Annotated in this window: 14 protein-coding genes and 1 tRNA gene; 8 read left to right on the top strand and 7 right to left on the bottom strand. The window is 63.3% G+C overall.

All coding sequences use genetic code 11. The features are described 5' to 3' along the window. Nucleotides 1-57 precede the first annotated feature (57 nt). The 3 genes from ACZ0BA_RS28905 to ACZ0BA_RS28895 all read right to left on the bottom strand — a co-directional run bounded on the left by ACZ0BA_RS28905 (nt 58) and on the right by ACZ0BA_RS28895 (nt 2,509). Nucleotides 58-1,368 (bottom strand): RsmB/NOP family class I SAM-dependent RNA methyltransferase, encoded by a 1,311-nt coding sequence (locus ACZ0BA_RS28905; protein WP_463454571.1) that lies wholly within the window; start codon nt 1,366-1,368, stop codon nt 58-60. Between the two features lie 17 nt (nt 1,369-1,385). Next, nucleotides 1,386-2,009, bottom strand: a complete 624-nt coding sequence (gene purN / locus ACZ0BA_RS28900; protein WP_463454570.1) for a phosphoribosylglycinamide formyltransferase — start codon at nt 2,007-2,009, stop codon at nt 1,386-1,388. A 113-nt stretch (nt 2,010-2,122) separates the two neighbouring features. Further along, on the bottom strand, nt 2,123-2,509 hold the full coding sequence (locus ACZ0BA_RS28895; protein ID WP_463454850.1) for a barstar family protein: 387 nt from the start codon (nt 2,507-2,509) through the stop codon (nt 2,123-2,125). A 460-nt stretch (nt 2,510-2,969) separates the two neighbouring features. On the opposite strand from ACZ0BA_RS28895, the gene ACZ0BA_RS28890 reads away from it, so the two are divergent. The 5 genes from ACZ0BA_RS28890 (at nt 2,970) to ACZ0BA_RS28870 (ending at nt 7,675) form a co-directional block, all read left to right on the top strand. Then, a complete protein-coding gene (locus tag ACZ0BA_RS28890; protein ID WP_463454569.1) occupies nt 2,970-3,485 on the top strand; it encodes a glycine zipper 2TM domain-containing protein in 516 nt (171 codons plus the stop codon). A 129-nt stretch (nt 3,486-3,614) separates the two neighbouring features. After that, nucleotides 3,615-4,403, top strand: a complete 789-nt coding sequence (locus ACZ0BA_RS28885; protein ID WP_463454568.1) for a spermine/spermidine synthase domain-containing protein — start codon at nt 3,615-3,617, stop codon at nt 4,401-4,403. 97 nt (nt 4,404-4,500) lie between these two features. After that, a complete protein-coding gene (tfpB, locus tag ACZ0BA_RS28880; RefSeq protein WP_463454567.1) occupies nt 4,501-6,312 on the top strand; it encodes a type IV pilus assembly ATPase TfpB in 1,812 nt (603 codons plus the stop codon). 56 nt (nt 6,313-6,368) lie between these two features. After that, a tRNA-Lys gene (locus ACZ0BA_RS28875) sits at nt 6,369-6,444 on the top strand. Between the two features lie 220 nt (nt 6,445-6,664). After that, on the top strand, nt 6,665-7,675 hold the full coding sequence (locus ACZ0BA_RS28870; protein ID WP_463454566.1) for an AraC family transcriptional regulator: 1,011 nt from the start codon (nt 6,665-6,667) through the stop codon (nt 7,673-7,675). An 18-nt stretch (nt 7,676-7,693) separates the two neighbouring features. Here the strand turns inward: ACZ0BA_RS28870 and ACZ0BA_RS28865 are convergent, their stop codons facing one another. From ACZ0BA_RS28865 to ACZ0BA_RS28850, 4 genes are all read right to left on the bottom strand, one after another. After that, nucleotides 7,694-8,410 (bottom strand): lipase secretion chaperone, encoded by a 717-nt coding sequence (locus ACZ0BA_RS28865; protein ID WP_463454565.1) that lies wholly within the window; start codon nt 8,408-8,410, stop codon nt 7,694-7,696. Between the two features lie 57 nt (nt 8,411-8,467). Beyond that, nucleotides 8,468-9,301 (bottom strand): poly(ethylene terephthalate) hydrolase family protein, encoded by an 834-nt coding sequence (locus tag ACZ0BA_RS28860; protein WP_463454564.1) that lies wholly within the window; start codon nt 9,299-9,301, stop codon nt 8,468-8,470. A gap of 180 nt (nt 9,302-9,481) precedes the next feature. Continuing rightward, the gene (locus tag ACZ0BA_RS28855) at nt 9,482-10,759 is read right to left on the bottom strand and encodes a hypothetical protein (RefSeq protein WP_463454563.1); all 1,278 of its coding nucleotides are present in this window, start codon (nt 10,757-10,759) and stop codon (nt 9,482-9,484) included. Between the two features lie 9 nt (nt 10,760-10,768). Beyond that, nucleotides 10,769-12,316: an MBOAT family O-acyltransferase gene (locus ACZ0BA_RS28850; protein ID WP_463454562.1), complete on the bottom strand. Its 1,548-nt coding sequence runs from the start codon at nt 12,314-12,316 to the stop codon at nt 10,769-10,771. Nucleotides 12,317-12,529: 213 nt separating this feature from the next. Here ACZ0BA_RS28850 and ACZ0BA_RS28845 point away from each other — a divergent pair, with 213 nt between their 5' ends. The 3 genes from ACZ0BA_RS28845 (at nt 12,530) to ACZ0BA_RS28835 (ending at nt 16,347) form a co-directional block, all read left to right on the top strand. After that, the gene (locus ACZ0BA_RS28845) at nt 12,530-13,213 is read left to right on the top strand and encodes an MGMT family protein (protein ID WP_463454561.1); all 684 of its coding nucleotides are present in this window, start codon (nt 12,530-12,532) and stop codon (nt 13,211-13,213) included. A gap of 156 nt (nt 13,214-13,369) precedes the next feature. Continuing rightward, entirely contained in the window at nt 13,370-14,152 is a 783-nt protein-coding gene (locus ACZ0BA_RS28840; RefSeq protein WP_463454560.1) for a substrate-binding periplasmic protein, read from the top strand. 86 nt (nt 14,153-14,238) lie between these two features. Further along, complete coding sequence (locus ACZ0BA_RS28835) at nt 14,239-16,347, top strand: dipeptidyl-peptidase 5 (RefSeq protein WP_463454559.1); 2,109 nt, start codon at nt 14,239-14,241, stop codon at nt 16,345-16,347. Nucleotides 16,348-16,374: the final 27 nt, after the last annotated feature.

Genomic DNA, 16,374 nt, shown 5'->3' with positions numbered 1-16,374 from the left:
AAAAAGACCGGGCAAGGTCGTTCTCCCGGTCTTTCAATTGCTGCGCCGCGTCGAGGATTACTCTTCGTCCGCCGCCGCCTCTTCTTCCTTCACCGGCGCCACTTTCTTCGGCATCGGCTTGCGTTCGAACACGGCGGCAAAGAAGCCGTCGGTCTGGTGCTTGTGCGGCAGCAGCTTGAGGTAGTCGCCCATGTCCAGGTCGATCTTTTGCTCGGCCAGCACTTTGCTCATCGGCACCAGCTCGAAGTCCGGATGGCTGTCGAGGAACTGCTTGGCGATAAAGTCGTTCTCGTCTTCCAGGAAGCTGCAGGTGGCGTACACCAGGCGGCCGCCGCCCTTCAGCAGGCGCGCGGCGCCGTCCAGGATCGCGGCCTGCTTGACCTGCAGTTCGCCGATCGCGCTCGGCTGCTGGCGCCACTTGACGTCGGGATTGCGGCGCAAGGTGCCCAGGCCCGAGCACGGCGCGTCGACCAGCACGCGGTCGATCTTGCCGGCCAGACGTTTGATCTTGGCGTCGCGCTCATGCGCGATCTGCACCGGATGCACGTTCGACAGGCCACTGCGCGCCAGCCGCGGCTTGAGCTTGGCCAGGCGTTTTTCCGACACGTCGAACGCGTACAGGCGGCCGGTGTTGCGCATCGTCGCGCCCAGCGCCAAGGTCTTGCCGCCGGCGCCGGCGCAGAAGTCGACCACCATTTCGCCGCGCTTGGCGCCGACGATGGCCGACAGGATCTGGCTGCCCTCGTCCTGCACTTCGATATGGCCGCTTTTGAACAGCGGCAGGTTTTGCAGCGCCGGCTTTTGCAGCACGCGCAGGCCCAGCGGCGAATAAGGCGTCGGCGTGCTGCGGATCGGCGCTTCGGCCAGACCGGCGGCGACTTCTTCGCGCGTGCCCTTCATGGCGTTGACGCGCAGGTCCAGCGGCGCCGGCTGGTTCATGCCGTCGGCCAGCGCCAGGGTTTCCTCTTCGCCCATCTGTTCGACCAGCTTGTCGAACAGCCATTTCGGCATGTTCGAGCGGCTCGACTTGTGCATCACCTTGCGGTCGATCTGCAGGATGCGTTCGACCCACGCGACCTCGTCTTCCGTCAGCCCGCCCAGCGACTCGACGCCGACGGCGTCGGCCATGCCGAGCAGGGTCAGGCGGCGCATCGTGGCGCCACCGCCCGCTTCGGAGAAATCGGTGTAAAACGATTTATTGCGCAGCACGTTGTAGATGCACTCGGCGATAGCGCCGCGTTCGCGTCCGCCCAGGCGCGGGTGGTCTTTAAAATAGCGCGACAACGTCGTGTCGGCGGGCGCGGCAAAGCGCAAAATCTCGCGCAACACTTCTTCGGCGTTGGCGAGTATCGCTGGTGGCAATCTCATGGAATTCCTTGGTTAAATTATTTTGTAATGGTCACATGCTCGTCCACATGGACCTGGCCCTGCGATGCGGCCAACCTGTCCTCGACAAACCAGCGCACCGCGCGCGGATAAATCACGTGCTCCTGTTCCAGCACGCGCGCCGACAAGGTTTCCACCGTGTCGCCGGGCAGCACCGGCACGCTGGCCTGGGCCACCATCGGCCCGTGGTCGAGTTCGGCCGTCACGAAATGCACTGTCGCGCCATGCTCGGCCACGCCGGCGGCCAGCGCCTGCGCATGCGTCGCCAGGCCGGGAAACAACGGCAGCAGCGATGGATGGATGTTGAGCATGCGGCCGGCGTAATGCGCGACAAACGGCTCCGTCAAAATCCGCATGAAACCGGCCAGCACCACCAGATCGGGCGAAAAGCCGTCGATCACGGTCTGCAAAGCGGCGTCGAACTCGGCGCGGCTGGCGTAGTCTTTGTTGGCAACAACAGCCGTTTCGATTCCGTATTCGGCAGCAAACGCCAGCCCGGAGGCGTCGGCGCGGTTGCTGATGACGGCGGCAACACGGGCGGGCCAGCGCTCGGCTTGCGCCGCCCGGACTATCGCTTCCATGTTGCTGCCGCGACCCGAAATAAGGATGACGATGTTTTTCATAGGCCGACATTGTACCTCGTCCACACCGACAGGACCAGAAAATGCCGAGATATGCTGCGGCGCAGCAAGCATCCACCCCTGGCGCGAAGCGGGATGCGGAGGGGGATTCCGGCCTACTCGAAGGAGTAAAACACCCGGAACGGAACTTTCTTTTCGGCCCAATAATCGGCAGCGTCGCGGAACACGTCCAACAGGGTTTCCCGTGCTTCCTTGTCAAATTTCTGCGTATTGGGCAATTGCTCGAGCACGACCAGGAAACCTTCCTGCGTGCCGGCCTTGAACATGGTGTCGGTCAGCGTCTCGCGCAAGCCGTCAAAATTCTTGCCTATACCTTTAGGAAACTGAAACGACTCCGCGATGATGCCCAGCACCTGCTGCTTGGTCGCGCCGGCGTTGCAGTGCGCATACAGGAAGTGGTGGCCGAGCCGAGCCGCTTCCTCCTGCAACTCGACAACGCGGAAAGCGCGGATCGACTGCACGAGGTTGGGCGGCACGAACATCAGCAGCGTTTCGTTTTCCGCCAGTTGACCTGGTATGTACGGTGTGTCCACTTTGCTGTCGTGAGTGCCTAACTTGTTGATTAATGAGTAAATAATTTGAGCACCTGTCCACTTTACACGGTCCGCTGGTCTAAGCGTGTCGTGGTTGATTCAACATCTTTCTCGAATCCCATACGCATATTAGGGTAACGTGTTGTTCCTTCCAGATCAACACGAATGTGATTGCCCACGCAATATTTGTTAAAAACAGAACACTTTCGGGCGGTTTTGACCCCAAATCCATACAATTTCGGCGCGGAATAGCGCCACGGCCACCGGAACCAAGCGTTGGACGCTGTTACAATTTGTTGCCACAGATACCGATTAGCCACTGGTTCCGGCGCGCCAACGGGAATACCATAGTACGCATGCAATATCAGAATCCCTGATAAGACACCCCTGACAGACAACGAGGTACCAAATGAACTTGCAAGCCAAATTGATCGCATCCGTACTTTGCGTAAGCGCCCTGCCTTTCGCCCAGGCTGCCGAGCTCGAGGATTTCGGCCGAGTGGTGCGCGTCACCCCGCAAGTGGAACAAATCAACCGTCCGCGCCAGGAATGCCGCACCGAATACGTCCAGGTCCAGCAGCCGGCGCCGCAGCGCGGCGTGGGCGGCGCCATCATCGGCGGCCTGATCGGCGGTCTGGCGGGTAACCAGGTCGGCGGCGGCAGCGGCCGCTCGGTGGCCACCGCCGCCGGCGCCATTGCCGGGGCCGTGGTCGGCGACCGCGTCGACAACCAGAACCTGCCCAACAGCGGCGGCGTGCAGGAACAGCAAGTCAAGCAGTGCCGCACCGTCGACCATTGGGAATCGCGCACCTCGGGCTACGAGGTCACCTACGACTATCGCGGCCGCAACTACACCAGCGTGATGTCGTACGACCCGGGCGAGCGCGTGCGCCTGCGCGTGGTGGTCGAGCCGATGCAGCGTTGATCGGTTAAATGCTCAGCAACACCCTTCAATGCCGGTCCTTCGACCGGCATTGCCGTTTTTGGCTTGCCTTGAAGTAAAGCATCGCGGGATAATGCACACTGATACCGCCTCCCCTCCTCACCGCCTCCCATGCTGATCAAACGTAAATCCATCGAAAAAGAAGAATCCTCCCGTCCGGCGCGCAAAGCCAAATATGCGCCGGTGACCTTGTCGGAGCAGGATGGCGTGCGCTACCTGCACTTCGGCACGGAGTGGGTGCAGGGCGCGATGCGCATCCGCAAGCCCAACTGGCCGGAGCTCGAGTACGCGCAGCAGATGATGGCGTGGATGCTGTGGCAGAAGGAGCCGGCGGCCATCGCCCAGCTCGGCCTGGGCACGGCCACCTTGACCAAGTTTTGTTACGCCACCTTTCCGTCGGCCTCGGTCACGGCGGTGGAGCTGAACCCGTCGGTGATCGCCATCTGCGACTCGATGTTCAAGCTGCCGCCGAACGACGCCCGGCTGCGCGTGGTGGAAATGGACGCGCTCGACTACGTCAACGACGAAGCCAACCTGGGCGCGCTGGACGTGCTGCAGGTCGACTTGTACGACGCCACCGCGCGCGGTCCGGTGCTCGACAGCGCCGAGTTCTACCAGTCCTGCAACGCCTGTTTGAAGGACGACGGCATCATGACGGTCAACCTGTTCGGCGACCATCCCAGCTACGCGCGCAACATCAAGGCGATCAAGTTCGCGTTCGAACAAGTGGTGTGCCTGCCGGAAGTCCATGACGGCAACGTGGTCGCGATCGCGTTCAAGCGCAAGCACGCGATCGACGTGGAAGCGCTGGCAGAGCGCGCCGCACAAATCGTCGCGGAAACCAAACTCCCGGCGAAGTCATGGGTCAAAGGATTAGCGCAAAGCCTGGCCACTGCGTGAGGAACTAGCGTAATCCGCCAGGCGCCACCCGGGCACAAGAATTGAAGTCGCAGTCGCATCACCGTTTCGCCGCCAACTTTTGAAAGTGACCGCAACGATGCCTTCCGCCCAGCCCGCCACCAAGACGTCGCCGCTCGACCTGCAGCAGATCTACACCTGGCTGCTGGCCGACGGCATGATCCGCAAGACCGAGGTCAAGGAGCTGTACGCGCAAAGCCAGGCCATCCTCAAAAACACGGTCGGTCCGATGCACCCGCTGTGCGCGGTGGCCCACGCCAAGCTACTGTCGGCGCAACCGCCGCACAAGATGTTGACGCTCGACGCGCTGTGTGAATGGCTGGCCCAGCGCACCGGCCTGCTGTTCATCCGCATCGACCCGCTCAAGATCGATTTCACTAAAGTGGCCGACGTCATGTCCGCCAACTACGCGGCGCGCTTCAACATCCTGCCGGTCGAACTCACGCACGACACGCTAGTCGTGGCCACCGCCGACCCCTGCTCGATCGAATGGGAAGCGGAGATCTCCAAGGTGTCGCGCCGCGCGATCCGCCGCGTGATCGCCAACCCGCTCGACATCGCGCAATACACCACCCAATTTTTCAGCCTGGCCAAGTCGATCAAGAAGGCCAACAAATCCAACGGCAACGACCTGTCGCTGCGCAACAACTTCGAGCAGCTGGTCGAGCTGGGCAAGATCAACAAGCAGGTCGACGCCAACGACCAGCACGTCATCAACATCGTCGACTGGCTGTGGCAGTACGCGTTCGAACAGCGCGCCTCGGACATCCATTTGGAACCCAAGCGCGAGATGGCGGCGATCCGCTTCCGCATCGACGGCGTGCTGCACCAGGTGTACCAGGTGCCGGCGGTGGTGATGATCGCCATGACCGCGCGCATCAAGCTGCTCGGGCGCATGGACGTCATCGAAAAGCGCCGCCCGCAGGACGGCCGCATCAAGACCCGCACCGCCGGCGGCCAGGAGGTCGAGCTGCGGCTGTCGACCCTGCCGACGGCCTTCGGTGAAAAGCTGGTCATGCGCATCTTCGATCCGGACGTGGTGGTCAAAACCCTGCCGGAGCTGGGCTTTCCGCTTGACGACGCCGAACGCTGGGACGCGCTGACCAAGCGTCCGCACGGCATCATCCTGGTGACGGGGCCGACCGGCTCCGGCAAGACCACCACCCTGTACACGACCCTGAAAGCGCTGGCGACGTCGGAGGTCAACGTCTGCACGGTGGAAGACCCGATCGAGATGGTCGAGGCAGCCTTCAACCAGATGCAGGTGCAGCCGGGCATCGACCTGTCGTTCGCCGACGGCGTGCGCGCGCTGATGCGGCAAGACCCGGACATCATCATGGTCGGCGAAATCCGCGACCTGGCCACGGCCGAGATGGCGATCCAGGCCGCGCTGACCGGCCACCTGGTGCTGTCGACTTTGCACACCAACGACGCGCCGTCGGCCGTGATGCGGCTGCTGGAACTGGGCGTGCCCTACTATCTGCTCGAGGCGACGCTGATCGGCATCATGGCGCAGCGCCTGGTGCGCACCTTGTGCGCCGACTGCAAGGTCGCCGACGGCGAGCTGGGCGACGAAATCTGGCACAGCATCGTCGGCGACTGGGACTTGCCCAAGCCGGCGACGATCTACCGCCCGGTCGGCTGCCCGGAATGCCGCCAGACCGGTTACCGGGGCCGCACCGGCCTGTACGAGCTGCTGACGGTCACCCAGGCGTTCAGCGAGCAGGTGCGCGAGGAGACCGACATCCACGCGCTGCGGCGCCAAAGCGTGGCCGACGGCATGAAGCCGTTGCGCATCGCCGGCGCGATGAAAATCCAGGAGGGCGCCACCACCGCCGACGAGGTGCTCAAGGTCACGGCCGCGCTGGGGATGAAGGAAACAATAAAATGATTTCAGAAAACCCTTTGCACTTCGCGGAGGGCTGTATATAATACGGCCTCTTTCGGGGGTCGTTAGCTCAGCTGGTAGAGCAGCGGACTTTTAATCCGTTGGTCGCAGGTTCGAATCCCGCACGGCCTACCACCGAATTCGCAGTATCAGATGAAGCAGCCACGAGCAATCGTTGCTGCTTTTTTTGTTTGGGCGCTCGCTTCCCCCTGCCCCCTTGGTGCGCATAATCACCGTCGTGATTGCCTGAATGCACAGCAAATTTGATAACATTTATCCCAGTCAGCTTTTCCATGCGGACGGCACGCTTGCGGCCACCCCGCGCCGACAATCCCCATCGACTGGATACCGAGACATGAGCAATCGCACCACATCGGCCGCCTGGGTCAAAGGTATCGGGCAACTGCTGCAGGATGAAGGACTGGACGTGCGATCGCTGTTCAGCCATGCCGGATTGGATATGTCCCAGCTGGCCAATCCCGAGATGCGTTATCCTACCGAAAAGGTCAGCCGATTGTGGGATGTAGCGGTACAGCGCTCCCGCAACGCGCTACTCGGCATCGCACAACCGCGTTGTGCCTGCGTCGCCAACTACGACGTGGTCGGCTACGCCATGATGTCTTGCTCCAATTTGCTCGCCAGCCTGGAGTGCCTGGCGCGCTACATGCGTGTGGTAAGCGAAGCGGCCTCGCTGAGGCTGCGCGAAGAAGCGGGCCGGTATTCGATCGAGCTGACCTTGTTCGGTGGCGAGCTTGCCGTGCCGCGCCAGCGCAGCGAGTTCAGTCTGCTCACATTGCTGTCGTTCCTGCGCTGGATCTCTGGACGGCACATCGCGCCCGTGCTGGTCGAGTTCAGCTATCCGCAACCGGCGCAGCCGCAGCCTTATCAGGAAGCCTTTCAAAGTCCGGTACGTTTCAACGCCGCCGCCAACCGCCTGGTGTTGTCGGAGCCGGACCTGATCGCGCCACTACCCACCCATAACCCCGCATTGGAACAGTTTCATGCGCAGTTTGCGAGCCAATGCCTGGCACGCCTGGACGATCGCCGCATCAGCCGCAAGGTGGGCGACCTGATCGCGCAGAAGTTGCAAGGGCGGGAGCCCCGGCGCGAAGAAATCGCAAGGCTGCTCTGTGTCGGAGATCGGACCTTGCGCCGTCGCCTGGAGGAAGAAGGGACAACCTTCCAGAAGATCCTGGACGACACCCGGCGCGATTTGGCGCAACACTACTTCGCGCTGCAGCGTTATTCCGCCGGGGAAGTCGCTTACATGCTGGGGTTCACCGACCAGGGCACGCTGTTCCGTGCCAGCCGCCGCTGGTTTGGCGTGTCGCCGAAGCAGTATCAAGCACGTTGCGGCGCGCAATGACGCCCGCGCCGGCTCCGATCAACTTGCCGGCTGCGGCTTGATCATGCTGCTCATCATTTGCTGCGCGCGTTCCGCTTTTTGCTCCGACGTCAAATTGGGATCGTCCTGCGCGGCCATCAAGCCGATGAGCTTGCGCGTCATCGCCTCCTCTTCGCCGAACATGGCCTGCGCCGCCTCCGCCCCCAGATAAGACACCCGCAAGGCGTGCAGATTGTCGAGCAATTTCAATCGCTCCGGTTCCGTCTCGGGCGCGGTTTCAGGCGGGATCGTATGGGTCAGCGCCTTGGCGTATTGCTGGAATTGCCCGGACAGCACCTTCAGCTGCGCCGCTGCCTCGGGTGGCAGGGATTGCGCCGCCTTGTCCAGATTGGCCGCCAGCGCTGCGGGATTTTCTTCGAGTAATAGCTTCTCGAGATTGGCATGGGTGTCGGCGTTGAGCACCAGTTTGCCACGACTATCGGCGGCAAACGCCGCCGGCGTCATCGTGCTCAAGGGTGAGGCCGTGGCAGCCGCATTGGTGGACGCAGCAAGATCGGCCCAGGCGTTCGATGCAGCGGGCCGTGACGGGCCAGTCCCGCCACTGTGGGCCTGCGCCGCGACCGGCGCCGGGCCGCTATGGCCTGCGTCCGGCCGGTCGGCGTGGTCGCCGTGGTCGGCAACCGCCACGAATATCCCGACCGCGCAAACCGCCGAGACGAGTGCGACAACGGTCCACTTTTTCATTTTGTTGCTCATATTCGCTCCGTCGCAGGCGCAGAGAGGGGCCGCTCCGCAGCCCCGGATTTTACTTAATCAAAACGGCCCGGTGGATCGGAAGCTGGCGAAGCGCGAATCGCCATTCAGGAACTGGCTGTAGCGCGTGTCACCATCGACAAAACGCTTCATCCACGCCACCTGGGTGTAGCTCGCCGGTTGACTGGCGGTGCCCGGGAAGAAGTGGTCGGCGCCCTGTATCACGCCGATCAGTTTTGGCGTGGTGGCCGGCGTTGCGTTGTAGAACACCGTCGAATGCTGCGATGCCGGCGCGACCGTATCGGCGGTGCCCGCCAGATAGGCCACCGGCACCGCCGAGCGGCTCACGTTGTTGGTCAGCGACCATGGGGCGAAGGCCACGCCGGCCTTCAGTCCCGGCGTCATGCCCGCCGCCAGCATCGCGCCGCCGCCGCCCATCGACCATCCGGACACCGCTTGCCGGCTGGTATCCATCTTGCCCGCCACCGGCCCCGTCGTCAGCGCCGTCACCGTGCGCAACGCGGCCAGCAGCTGGTTGGCGCGGCTGGAAGGATAATCATAGATGCTGTTGGTGTTGATCGCCACCACCACGAAGCCGTGGCTCGCCAGCCGCCGGCTGATGAGGGCAATCGACGACTGCGTGGCCGTGAAGCCGGGGCACACAGCGACCACCGCATACTTGCCCGCCGTATTCGGCGAGTACACGGTGCCGCCACCGAAACCGCTGCCGCGCACTGTCTGCGTGGACACCGCGTAAGGCCCTTCGGCCTGGACGCTGCTGAAGGTCGGCGCCGGACCGTTTTCGACGGCGAAAGCGTGGCTGGATGCGGCAATGCCGGTGCACGCCAGCAGCAAGGCGGCGACGCCGGATCGCGTCATGTTGAATCGTTGCATTGAATGCTCCTGATGGTGGTTGGATGGCTGTCTCGATACTGCCCATTTTCTCTTTTCCGTAAAAACGTCGAACGCCAGGTCTGGGCCTGTTTGAAGGACGGTCGCGTCTTTCGAGCCAACGTATTTACGTAGCGAATTGTCAATGATCGGCGCAAACGTCCACTGGCGCACCGGGCCAATTTAATGGCTTTGCGCGTCCAATCGTTTTTGGCCATCCGGCGCTTTGCGCGGTTGCCGGGACTGGAAATCGGTCACCATTGCGGCGGCGTCGCGGAACATTGCCGGTTCAGCGGCCAGGCAAGCCCGGCGTTCGCGGGCGATGCGTTCGCGATTCTCATTGCCGTTGGCCGCGTCGAGCCGGAAGCCGAATTCGGCAGGCGCCGTCACGGTCACGTTGAATATCCGCTCCAGCATCCGCTCGCCGAGCGCCGGCTTGAAGTGGCCCGACTCCCAGTACCAGCGCGTGCCGTGCACGAGGTCGCCCTTGGCCGGGATGGCCTCGCATTGCAACGTGCCATAGCCGCTGAAGTCCCACAGCGCGATGCGCGGCTGCGGCTGCGCGGCGTTGACGCGCGCGATTTCGCGCAGCAGCCGCAGCTTCCACTGTTCGAAAGCGGCCCACAATCCGGCCTGCTCCAACATCGCCATCAACTGCGCGTGATACGGATAAATGACCAGATGAATTTCGGTCCCGTCGCGCGCGGCGGCGTCCAGCAACGCGCCCAGGTCGCGCCATTCCGGCGAACTGTCGCCACCCGTGCGGACAATGCCGTGCGGCGCCAGTGAAAAATTCCTGGCGTTCTCCTGCGCCCGCTGTAGAAAAATGCTGTGGTAACCGTCCTCGCGTGCGAAACGCAAATAGTCGAACAGCGGATTGAAGCCGCGCGCGGTCATCGTGCCGGCGTCGGGATCATGCTGTATCCGCAAAGTCTTGACGGCGTCGAGCACCGCATCGAGCGAAAACACCGTGTCGATCTTCCAGCGCTGCCCGGCCAGCCATCCGGGCGGCGGCCTGGCCGGCGCGTCGGCGCCGTCCGGATCGAGCAGGAAGTCAAAAAAATCCACGCCCAGCAGCAACGTCGACGGCGCCGCGCCGCCCGCCCGCAAGCGGTCGAATTGCTCGCGCGACGTGCCGACGCCGGTTCCGGGGATCGCCAGGTTGTAGGCCGAACGCGTTGCCGCGCCGAGCAACGGGCTGGCCGGATCGATGCCGACATCGACCCGCGAATTGCCCATCAGGACAAGCGCCGGCCGCAGCGCCTGCGCGCCGGCCAGCTTGATCTCCGACTGGTAATGATCCGGGCGCGGCTTGACGGCGTTGAAGCCGGCGATGTCGACCAGGCGGAACAGCCGATAAGGATCGACCACCACCGCAAACACCACGGTCAGCAGCACGCCGGCCAGCAGCGAGGCGGCCAGCCATGTGATAAATCCCGCGTAGCTACGGTCATCGGCCATGCGCGCTTCCTAAAATTGAAAATACAAGAACTCGGCCGGCCGTCCCAGCGACAGCAGACAGGCCAGCATCAGCACGCTGACCACCACCGCCCATCGCCGGTTCGGCAGCCATGCCACCGGCACGGCCGGCAAGGACCATGCGCTACCAGCTGTCGCGTGGAAGTCCAGCGCGGGCTCGTAGCGCCGCATGATTTGCTGCGTGTTCGGCAGCGTGAAGCAGATGGCCGCCGCCACCAGCACCCACAGCCACGTCTGCACGAAGCGCTTGCCACCGCCGACGTAAAAGGTGACGCCTAGCTTGTCCAGCAAAGGCTGCAGCGCACGCAGATGGGCGGCCAGCGACTCCGGCAGCGCGATGCCGTCATTGCCGCACATGGCGCCGACGATCGTCATCGCACGCGAAAAATCGGTGGCCCGGAAAAACACCCATGCAAAGCAGACGGCGGCAAAGGTCAGCGCGACGCTGGCCAGCCGCCACGGCAGCGCGCCGGTGGGCAACCTCAACCGCGCGGCCAACGCCGCCCACGCGTGGTTGATCATCAGGTAGGCGCCATGCAGCATGCCCCACACTGCGAAGTTCCAGCCCGCACCATGCCACAAGCCGCCGAGCAGCATGGTCAGCATCAGGTTCAGGTAGCGGCGTACGTTGCCCCGGCGCCCGCCGCCGAGCGGGATGTAGAGGTAGTCGCGCAGGAAACGCGACAGCGTCATGTGCCAGCGGCGCCAGAACTCGATGATGTTGACCGACTTGTACGGGGAATCGAAATTGAGCGGCAGCCGGATGCCGAAGATGCGCGAAATGCCGATGGCCATGTCCGAGTAGCCGGAAAAATCGAAGTACAACTGAAACGCGTAGGCCAGCACCCCGCCCCACGCCACAAGCAGCCCCTGCGGGTCGGACTGGTTGAAAAAGAAATTCGCGTGCGGCGACAGGTTGTCGGCGATCAGCACCTTCTTGGCCAGGCCGATGGCAAAGATGCTCAAACCTATCGCGACGTTGGCGGCCGACAGGCGATAGCTTTCCTTGCGCTCGAACTGCGGCATCATTTCGGCGTGGTGCAGCACCGGCCCGGCGATCAGGTGCGGGAAATAGGTGATGAACAGCAGGTAATGAACGAAACGGTATTCCTTGACCTTGCCCTGATAGGTGTCGACCAGGAAAGCGATTTGGGTGAACGTGTAGAACGAGATGCCGATCGGCAGCACCACATGCCACAGCGGCCAGTCGCTGCCGCCGACGACGTTGACGCCGGCGATGAAAAAGTCCGCGTATTTGAAGTAGCACAGCAGCAGCAGATTGGCGCTGACGGCCAGCGCCAGCCAGCGCAATTTGACCGGGCCTGCGCTGTGACCGATGCGCCGGCCCGCCAGGTAGTTGAAGCCGATCGAAGCCAGCAGCAGCGGAATATACTCGATGCTCCACCAGCCGTAGAAAAACAGCGAGGCCGCCGCCAGCCACGCGGCGGCCAGCACCTGGCTGCGCCGCGCCAACAAAAAATATCCCAACGCTGTGATGGGCAGGAACAGCAGAATAAAGCTGAACGAATTGAAAAGCATATCGGCCCGGCATGGCTGGAGGGAAAGACGCGCCCGGCGCGGCACGGCAGTGAGGCCATGCTAAAGTTAAATTGTTTAATTGTCTATTAAAAAATATCACTTTTCTGTCGTGGAGCGAATGCCGTCAATCGTGATCGCAACCCGCCACGCTATACTGGTCCCATGACCGCCAAGGCAGAACATCTCTTCATTAAAGTCCGCCAAGGCAAGCCCATGGCGGCCACCGACAGCTTGATCCTGGTCGCCGGACTCGGCATCCAGGACGACATCAACGCCCACGTACTGAGTCCGCGCCAGATACTCGTCACCGCCACATCGGAACTCGATGCGCTGACACTGCCGCCGGGCGCGCTGCGCGAAAACCTTGTTCTCGCGACCGACACACCCGGCGACTTCCAGCCCGGCAGCGCGCTCACCAGTGCCGGCGGTGTCGAAATCCGCCTGACCATGTACTGCGAACCCTGCAAGCAGCTGCTGCCGCTGGCTGCCGACCTGGCCGGCCTGATCGGCCGGCGCGGCATCCTTGGCGTGGTCGTCGGCGGCGGACAACTCCGGCGCGGCGAAGCCCTCGAACTGATCCCCGGCCGCTATCCCGCCCTGCCCGACTCGGTCTATCAAAAATTTCTCGATTTCGTCCCGACGATACCGCGCGGACGCGTCGTGCGTTACAGCGACGTCGCGCTGGCGATCGGCGCCGACAACAGTTTTATCCGCGCCATTCCCGGCTACATCAAGCGCAGCCTTGCCACCGGCGTGCCGTTGCACCGCATCGTCAGCGCGCGCGGCCAGCTGCTCGCCACCGTGCCGGACCAGGCGGTGAGGCTGATGGCGGAAGGCGTGCCGTCAACCGGCGCCGTCGACCTCGACATCTATCTTTGGCAAGGTGAGCGTGTCTAACCACGAGCATGCATAAGCCCCCGGTGGCGGATGCAATGGCCGGGTCGCTGTATGGCCCGCCTCGGGCGCGCTGTTATACTTTCTAGAAGTAAAAAAATTAACGCTGGAAGCGATGCTGGAATGACAATAAATGCACCTGATTGATCGAAACAAGTCATGCTTCTGAAATGGATACGCTTGCCGCTGATGGCCTGCTGGTTGCTGCTCGCGGCCCAACCGGCAATGGCGGCAGCGGCCGGTCCGGTTGTCACCTTGCGCGTGGCGGCGCAGGCCGGCACCGACCCCAAGTTCATCGACGCCGGCGACGGCCGCGTGATTGGCGTGTGCGTCGATATTTTCCGCACCATCGAACGCATCGATCCGGGTCTGGTTTTCGTCGGCGACCAGCAGTGGCTGCCGCTGGTGCGGGCCCATGCGGAAGTGGTCAACCACCAGCACGATGCGCTGTGCGCTGTCCAGCGCACGCCCGAGCGAGAGGTGCAATACAACTATATCGACGTGCCGCTGATGCCGCTGCGCTTCCAACTGCTCGCGCGCGCCGACGATCCGGTCGTCATCCACAGCTGGGACGACGTGCGCAAACTGGGAGCCAGCGGTGTAATCCTGACCAATCGCGGTTTCGGCACCACCGAAACGCTGGAACGCATCGGCGACCTGCGCTTCAGCGCCAGCGCAGCCGACCCGAAGAACAATCTGCAGAAGCTGGTGGCGCGCCGGGGCCGGTTCTTCCTGCATCGCGGACCCGGACTCAAGAGCTTCCTTCAACGCTCCGGCTACGGCGCCAACGTCAGGATCTTGCCGCAGGTGATGTACCAGACCGAGACCTACATGGCGATGGGCACACACGTCGATCCGGCGGTGACGATGCGCGTGCGTCGCGCGGTCGAACAGATGGAACGAACCGGCGAGCTGGCGCGGCTGCTGAAGAAATGGGATTGACGGCGGGGACGTACCCACCGAAACTTAATTGACAGCAACCTCAGTTTTGGCGACTATCGACGTTTTGTCTTTTTAACGACCACGCCATGACCCTGCCACGTCTTTCCCTCATCGCCCTGCTCCTTTCCGCCGCGCTTGGCGGCCATGCCCTGGCGGCCGACGCGCCCGCCAAACGCGCCATCACCCACGAGGACGTCTGGCTGATGAAACGGGTCGGCGCGCCGACCGCCAGCCCGGACGGCAAGTGGGCCGTGTTCTCCGTCACCGATCCGGCCTACGACAGCAAGGAGCAATGGTCCGATTTGTGGATCAAATCGCTGACCGACGACACGCCGGCGCGCCGCCTGACATTCAGCAAGGGCGGCGAAGGCGCGCTGAACTGGTCGCCGGACAGCCGCCAACTGGTCTTCGTGGCCAAGCGCGACGGCGACGACATCGGCCAGATCTACCGCATCGACGTGGCGGCCGGCGGCGAGGCCCAGCGCCTGACCACCTTGACCCTGGGCGCGCGCCAGCCGAAATTCAGCCCGGACGGCAAGCAGTTGCTGTTCGTCAGCGATACCTTCCCCGGCGCCACCGGCGAGGAGGACGTCAAGAAAATCGCCAAGGAGCGCAAGGACCGCAAGGTCAACGTGCGCGCGTACGAAAGTTTCCCGCCGCGCTTCTTCGACAAGTGGCTCGACGACAAGCAGGTACGCCTGTTCGTGATGGACGCGGCGATCGGCGCCAAACCGCGCGACCTGCTGGCGGGGAGCAAGCTGGCGGCGCTGCCGGGCTTTGGCGGCGGCCAGGGCGACGAAGGCCAGTCGCTCGACGCGATCTGGTCGCAGGACGGCCAGTCCGTGGTGTTCTCGGCGTCGACCAACCGCGACGAGGCGGCGCGCGCGGCCGGCTACACGCAAATTTTCTCGGTGCCGGTGGCCGGCGGCGAAGCGCAGCAACTGACGCGCGACAAGCACAGCTACCGCGCGCTCAAGTTCAGCAAGGACGGCAAGACCCTGTTCAGCCTGACCGACGCGGAGGAGCCGGGCAAGGTCTACGACGTCAGCCGCATCGCCAGCTTCGCCTGGCCGATCGCCGATCCGGCGCCGAAGATCCTGACCGCCTCGCTGGACCGTTCGATCTCGCGCTTCGTGCTGCCGGAGGGAAGCAACCGCGTCGTGTTCAGCTTTGAGCACGCCGGGCTCGAGCAGCTGCACTCGGTCAACTACACCGGCGGCGACTTGCGCGCCGAACCGTCGCTGGCGACCGGTTCGATCGGTTCACTCAGCGCGGGCGGCAAGGCCATGGTCGGCGTGTGGGAGTCCTCGATCAACCCGCCCGAGGTGTACGCCTTCGGCAACGGCGCGCCTAAGCGCCTGACCTCGTTCAACACCGAGCGCGCGGCCGCCATCGACTGGCAGGCGCCGGAGCACTTCTGGTTCAAGGCCAGCGACGGGCGCATGATCCACAACATGATCGTCAAGCCGGCCGGCTTCGACCCTGCGAAAAAATATCCGCTGTTCGCGGTGATCCACGGCGGCGCGGCCAATATGTGGCGCGACCAGTTCGTGCTGCGCTGGAACTACCACCTGCTGGCGCAGCCCGGTTACGTGGTGCTGCTGACCGACTACAAGGGCTCGACCGGTTACGGCGAGGAGTTCGCGCGGGCGATCCAGGGCGATCCGCTGAAGGGCCCCGCCGACGAACTCAACGAGGCGGTCGACGAAGCCGTGCGCAAGTACAGTTTCGTCGATGGCGCCAAGCTGGCGGCGGGCGGCGCCAGCTACGGCGGCCATCTGGCCAACTGGTTGCAGGCGACGACCACGCGCTACAAGGCGATCGTCTCGCACGCGGGGCAAATGGATCTGGTGATGCAGTGGGGCACCAGCGACAGCATCTTCGGACGCGAGACCAACAGCGGCGGACCGGTGTGGGGTAACTTGCCGGTGTGGCGCGAGCAAAGCCCGGTGATGCAGGCGGGGAATCATGAAAAGGGCACGGGGTTCAAGACGCCGATTTTGATTTCGGTGGGCGAGCTGGATTATCGCGTGCCGGCCAACAATGCGCTGATGAATTTCGCCACGCAGCAGCGTTTGAACGTGCCGAGCAAGCTGCTGGTGTTCCCGGATGAGAACCACTGGATTTTAAAGGGTGACAACAGCAGGTACTTCTATAGCGAAGTACACGGCTGGCTGGCGAAGTATTTGAAGTGATGGTCGCCGGCTGAGCCGGAATTGGCG

It is taken from the genome of Duganella sp. AC917, assembly GCF_979258245.1.
Note: the sequence above shows the minus strand (reverse complement) of the source record. Positions and strands in the feature narration are given on the sequence as shown.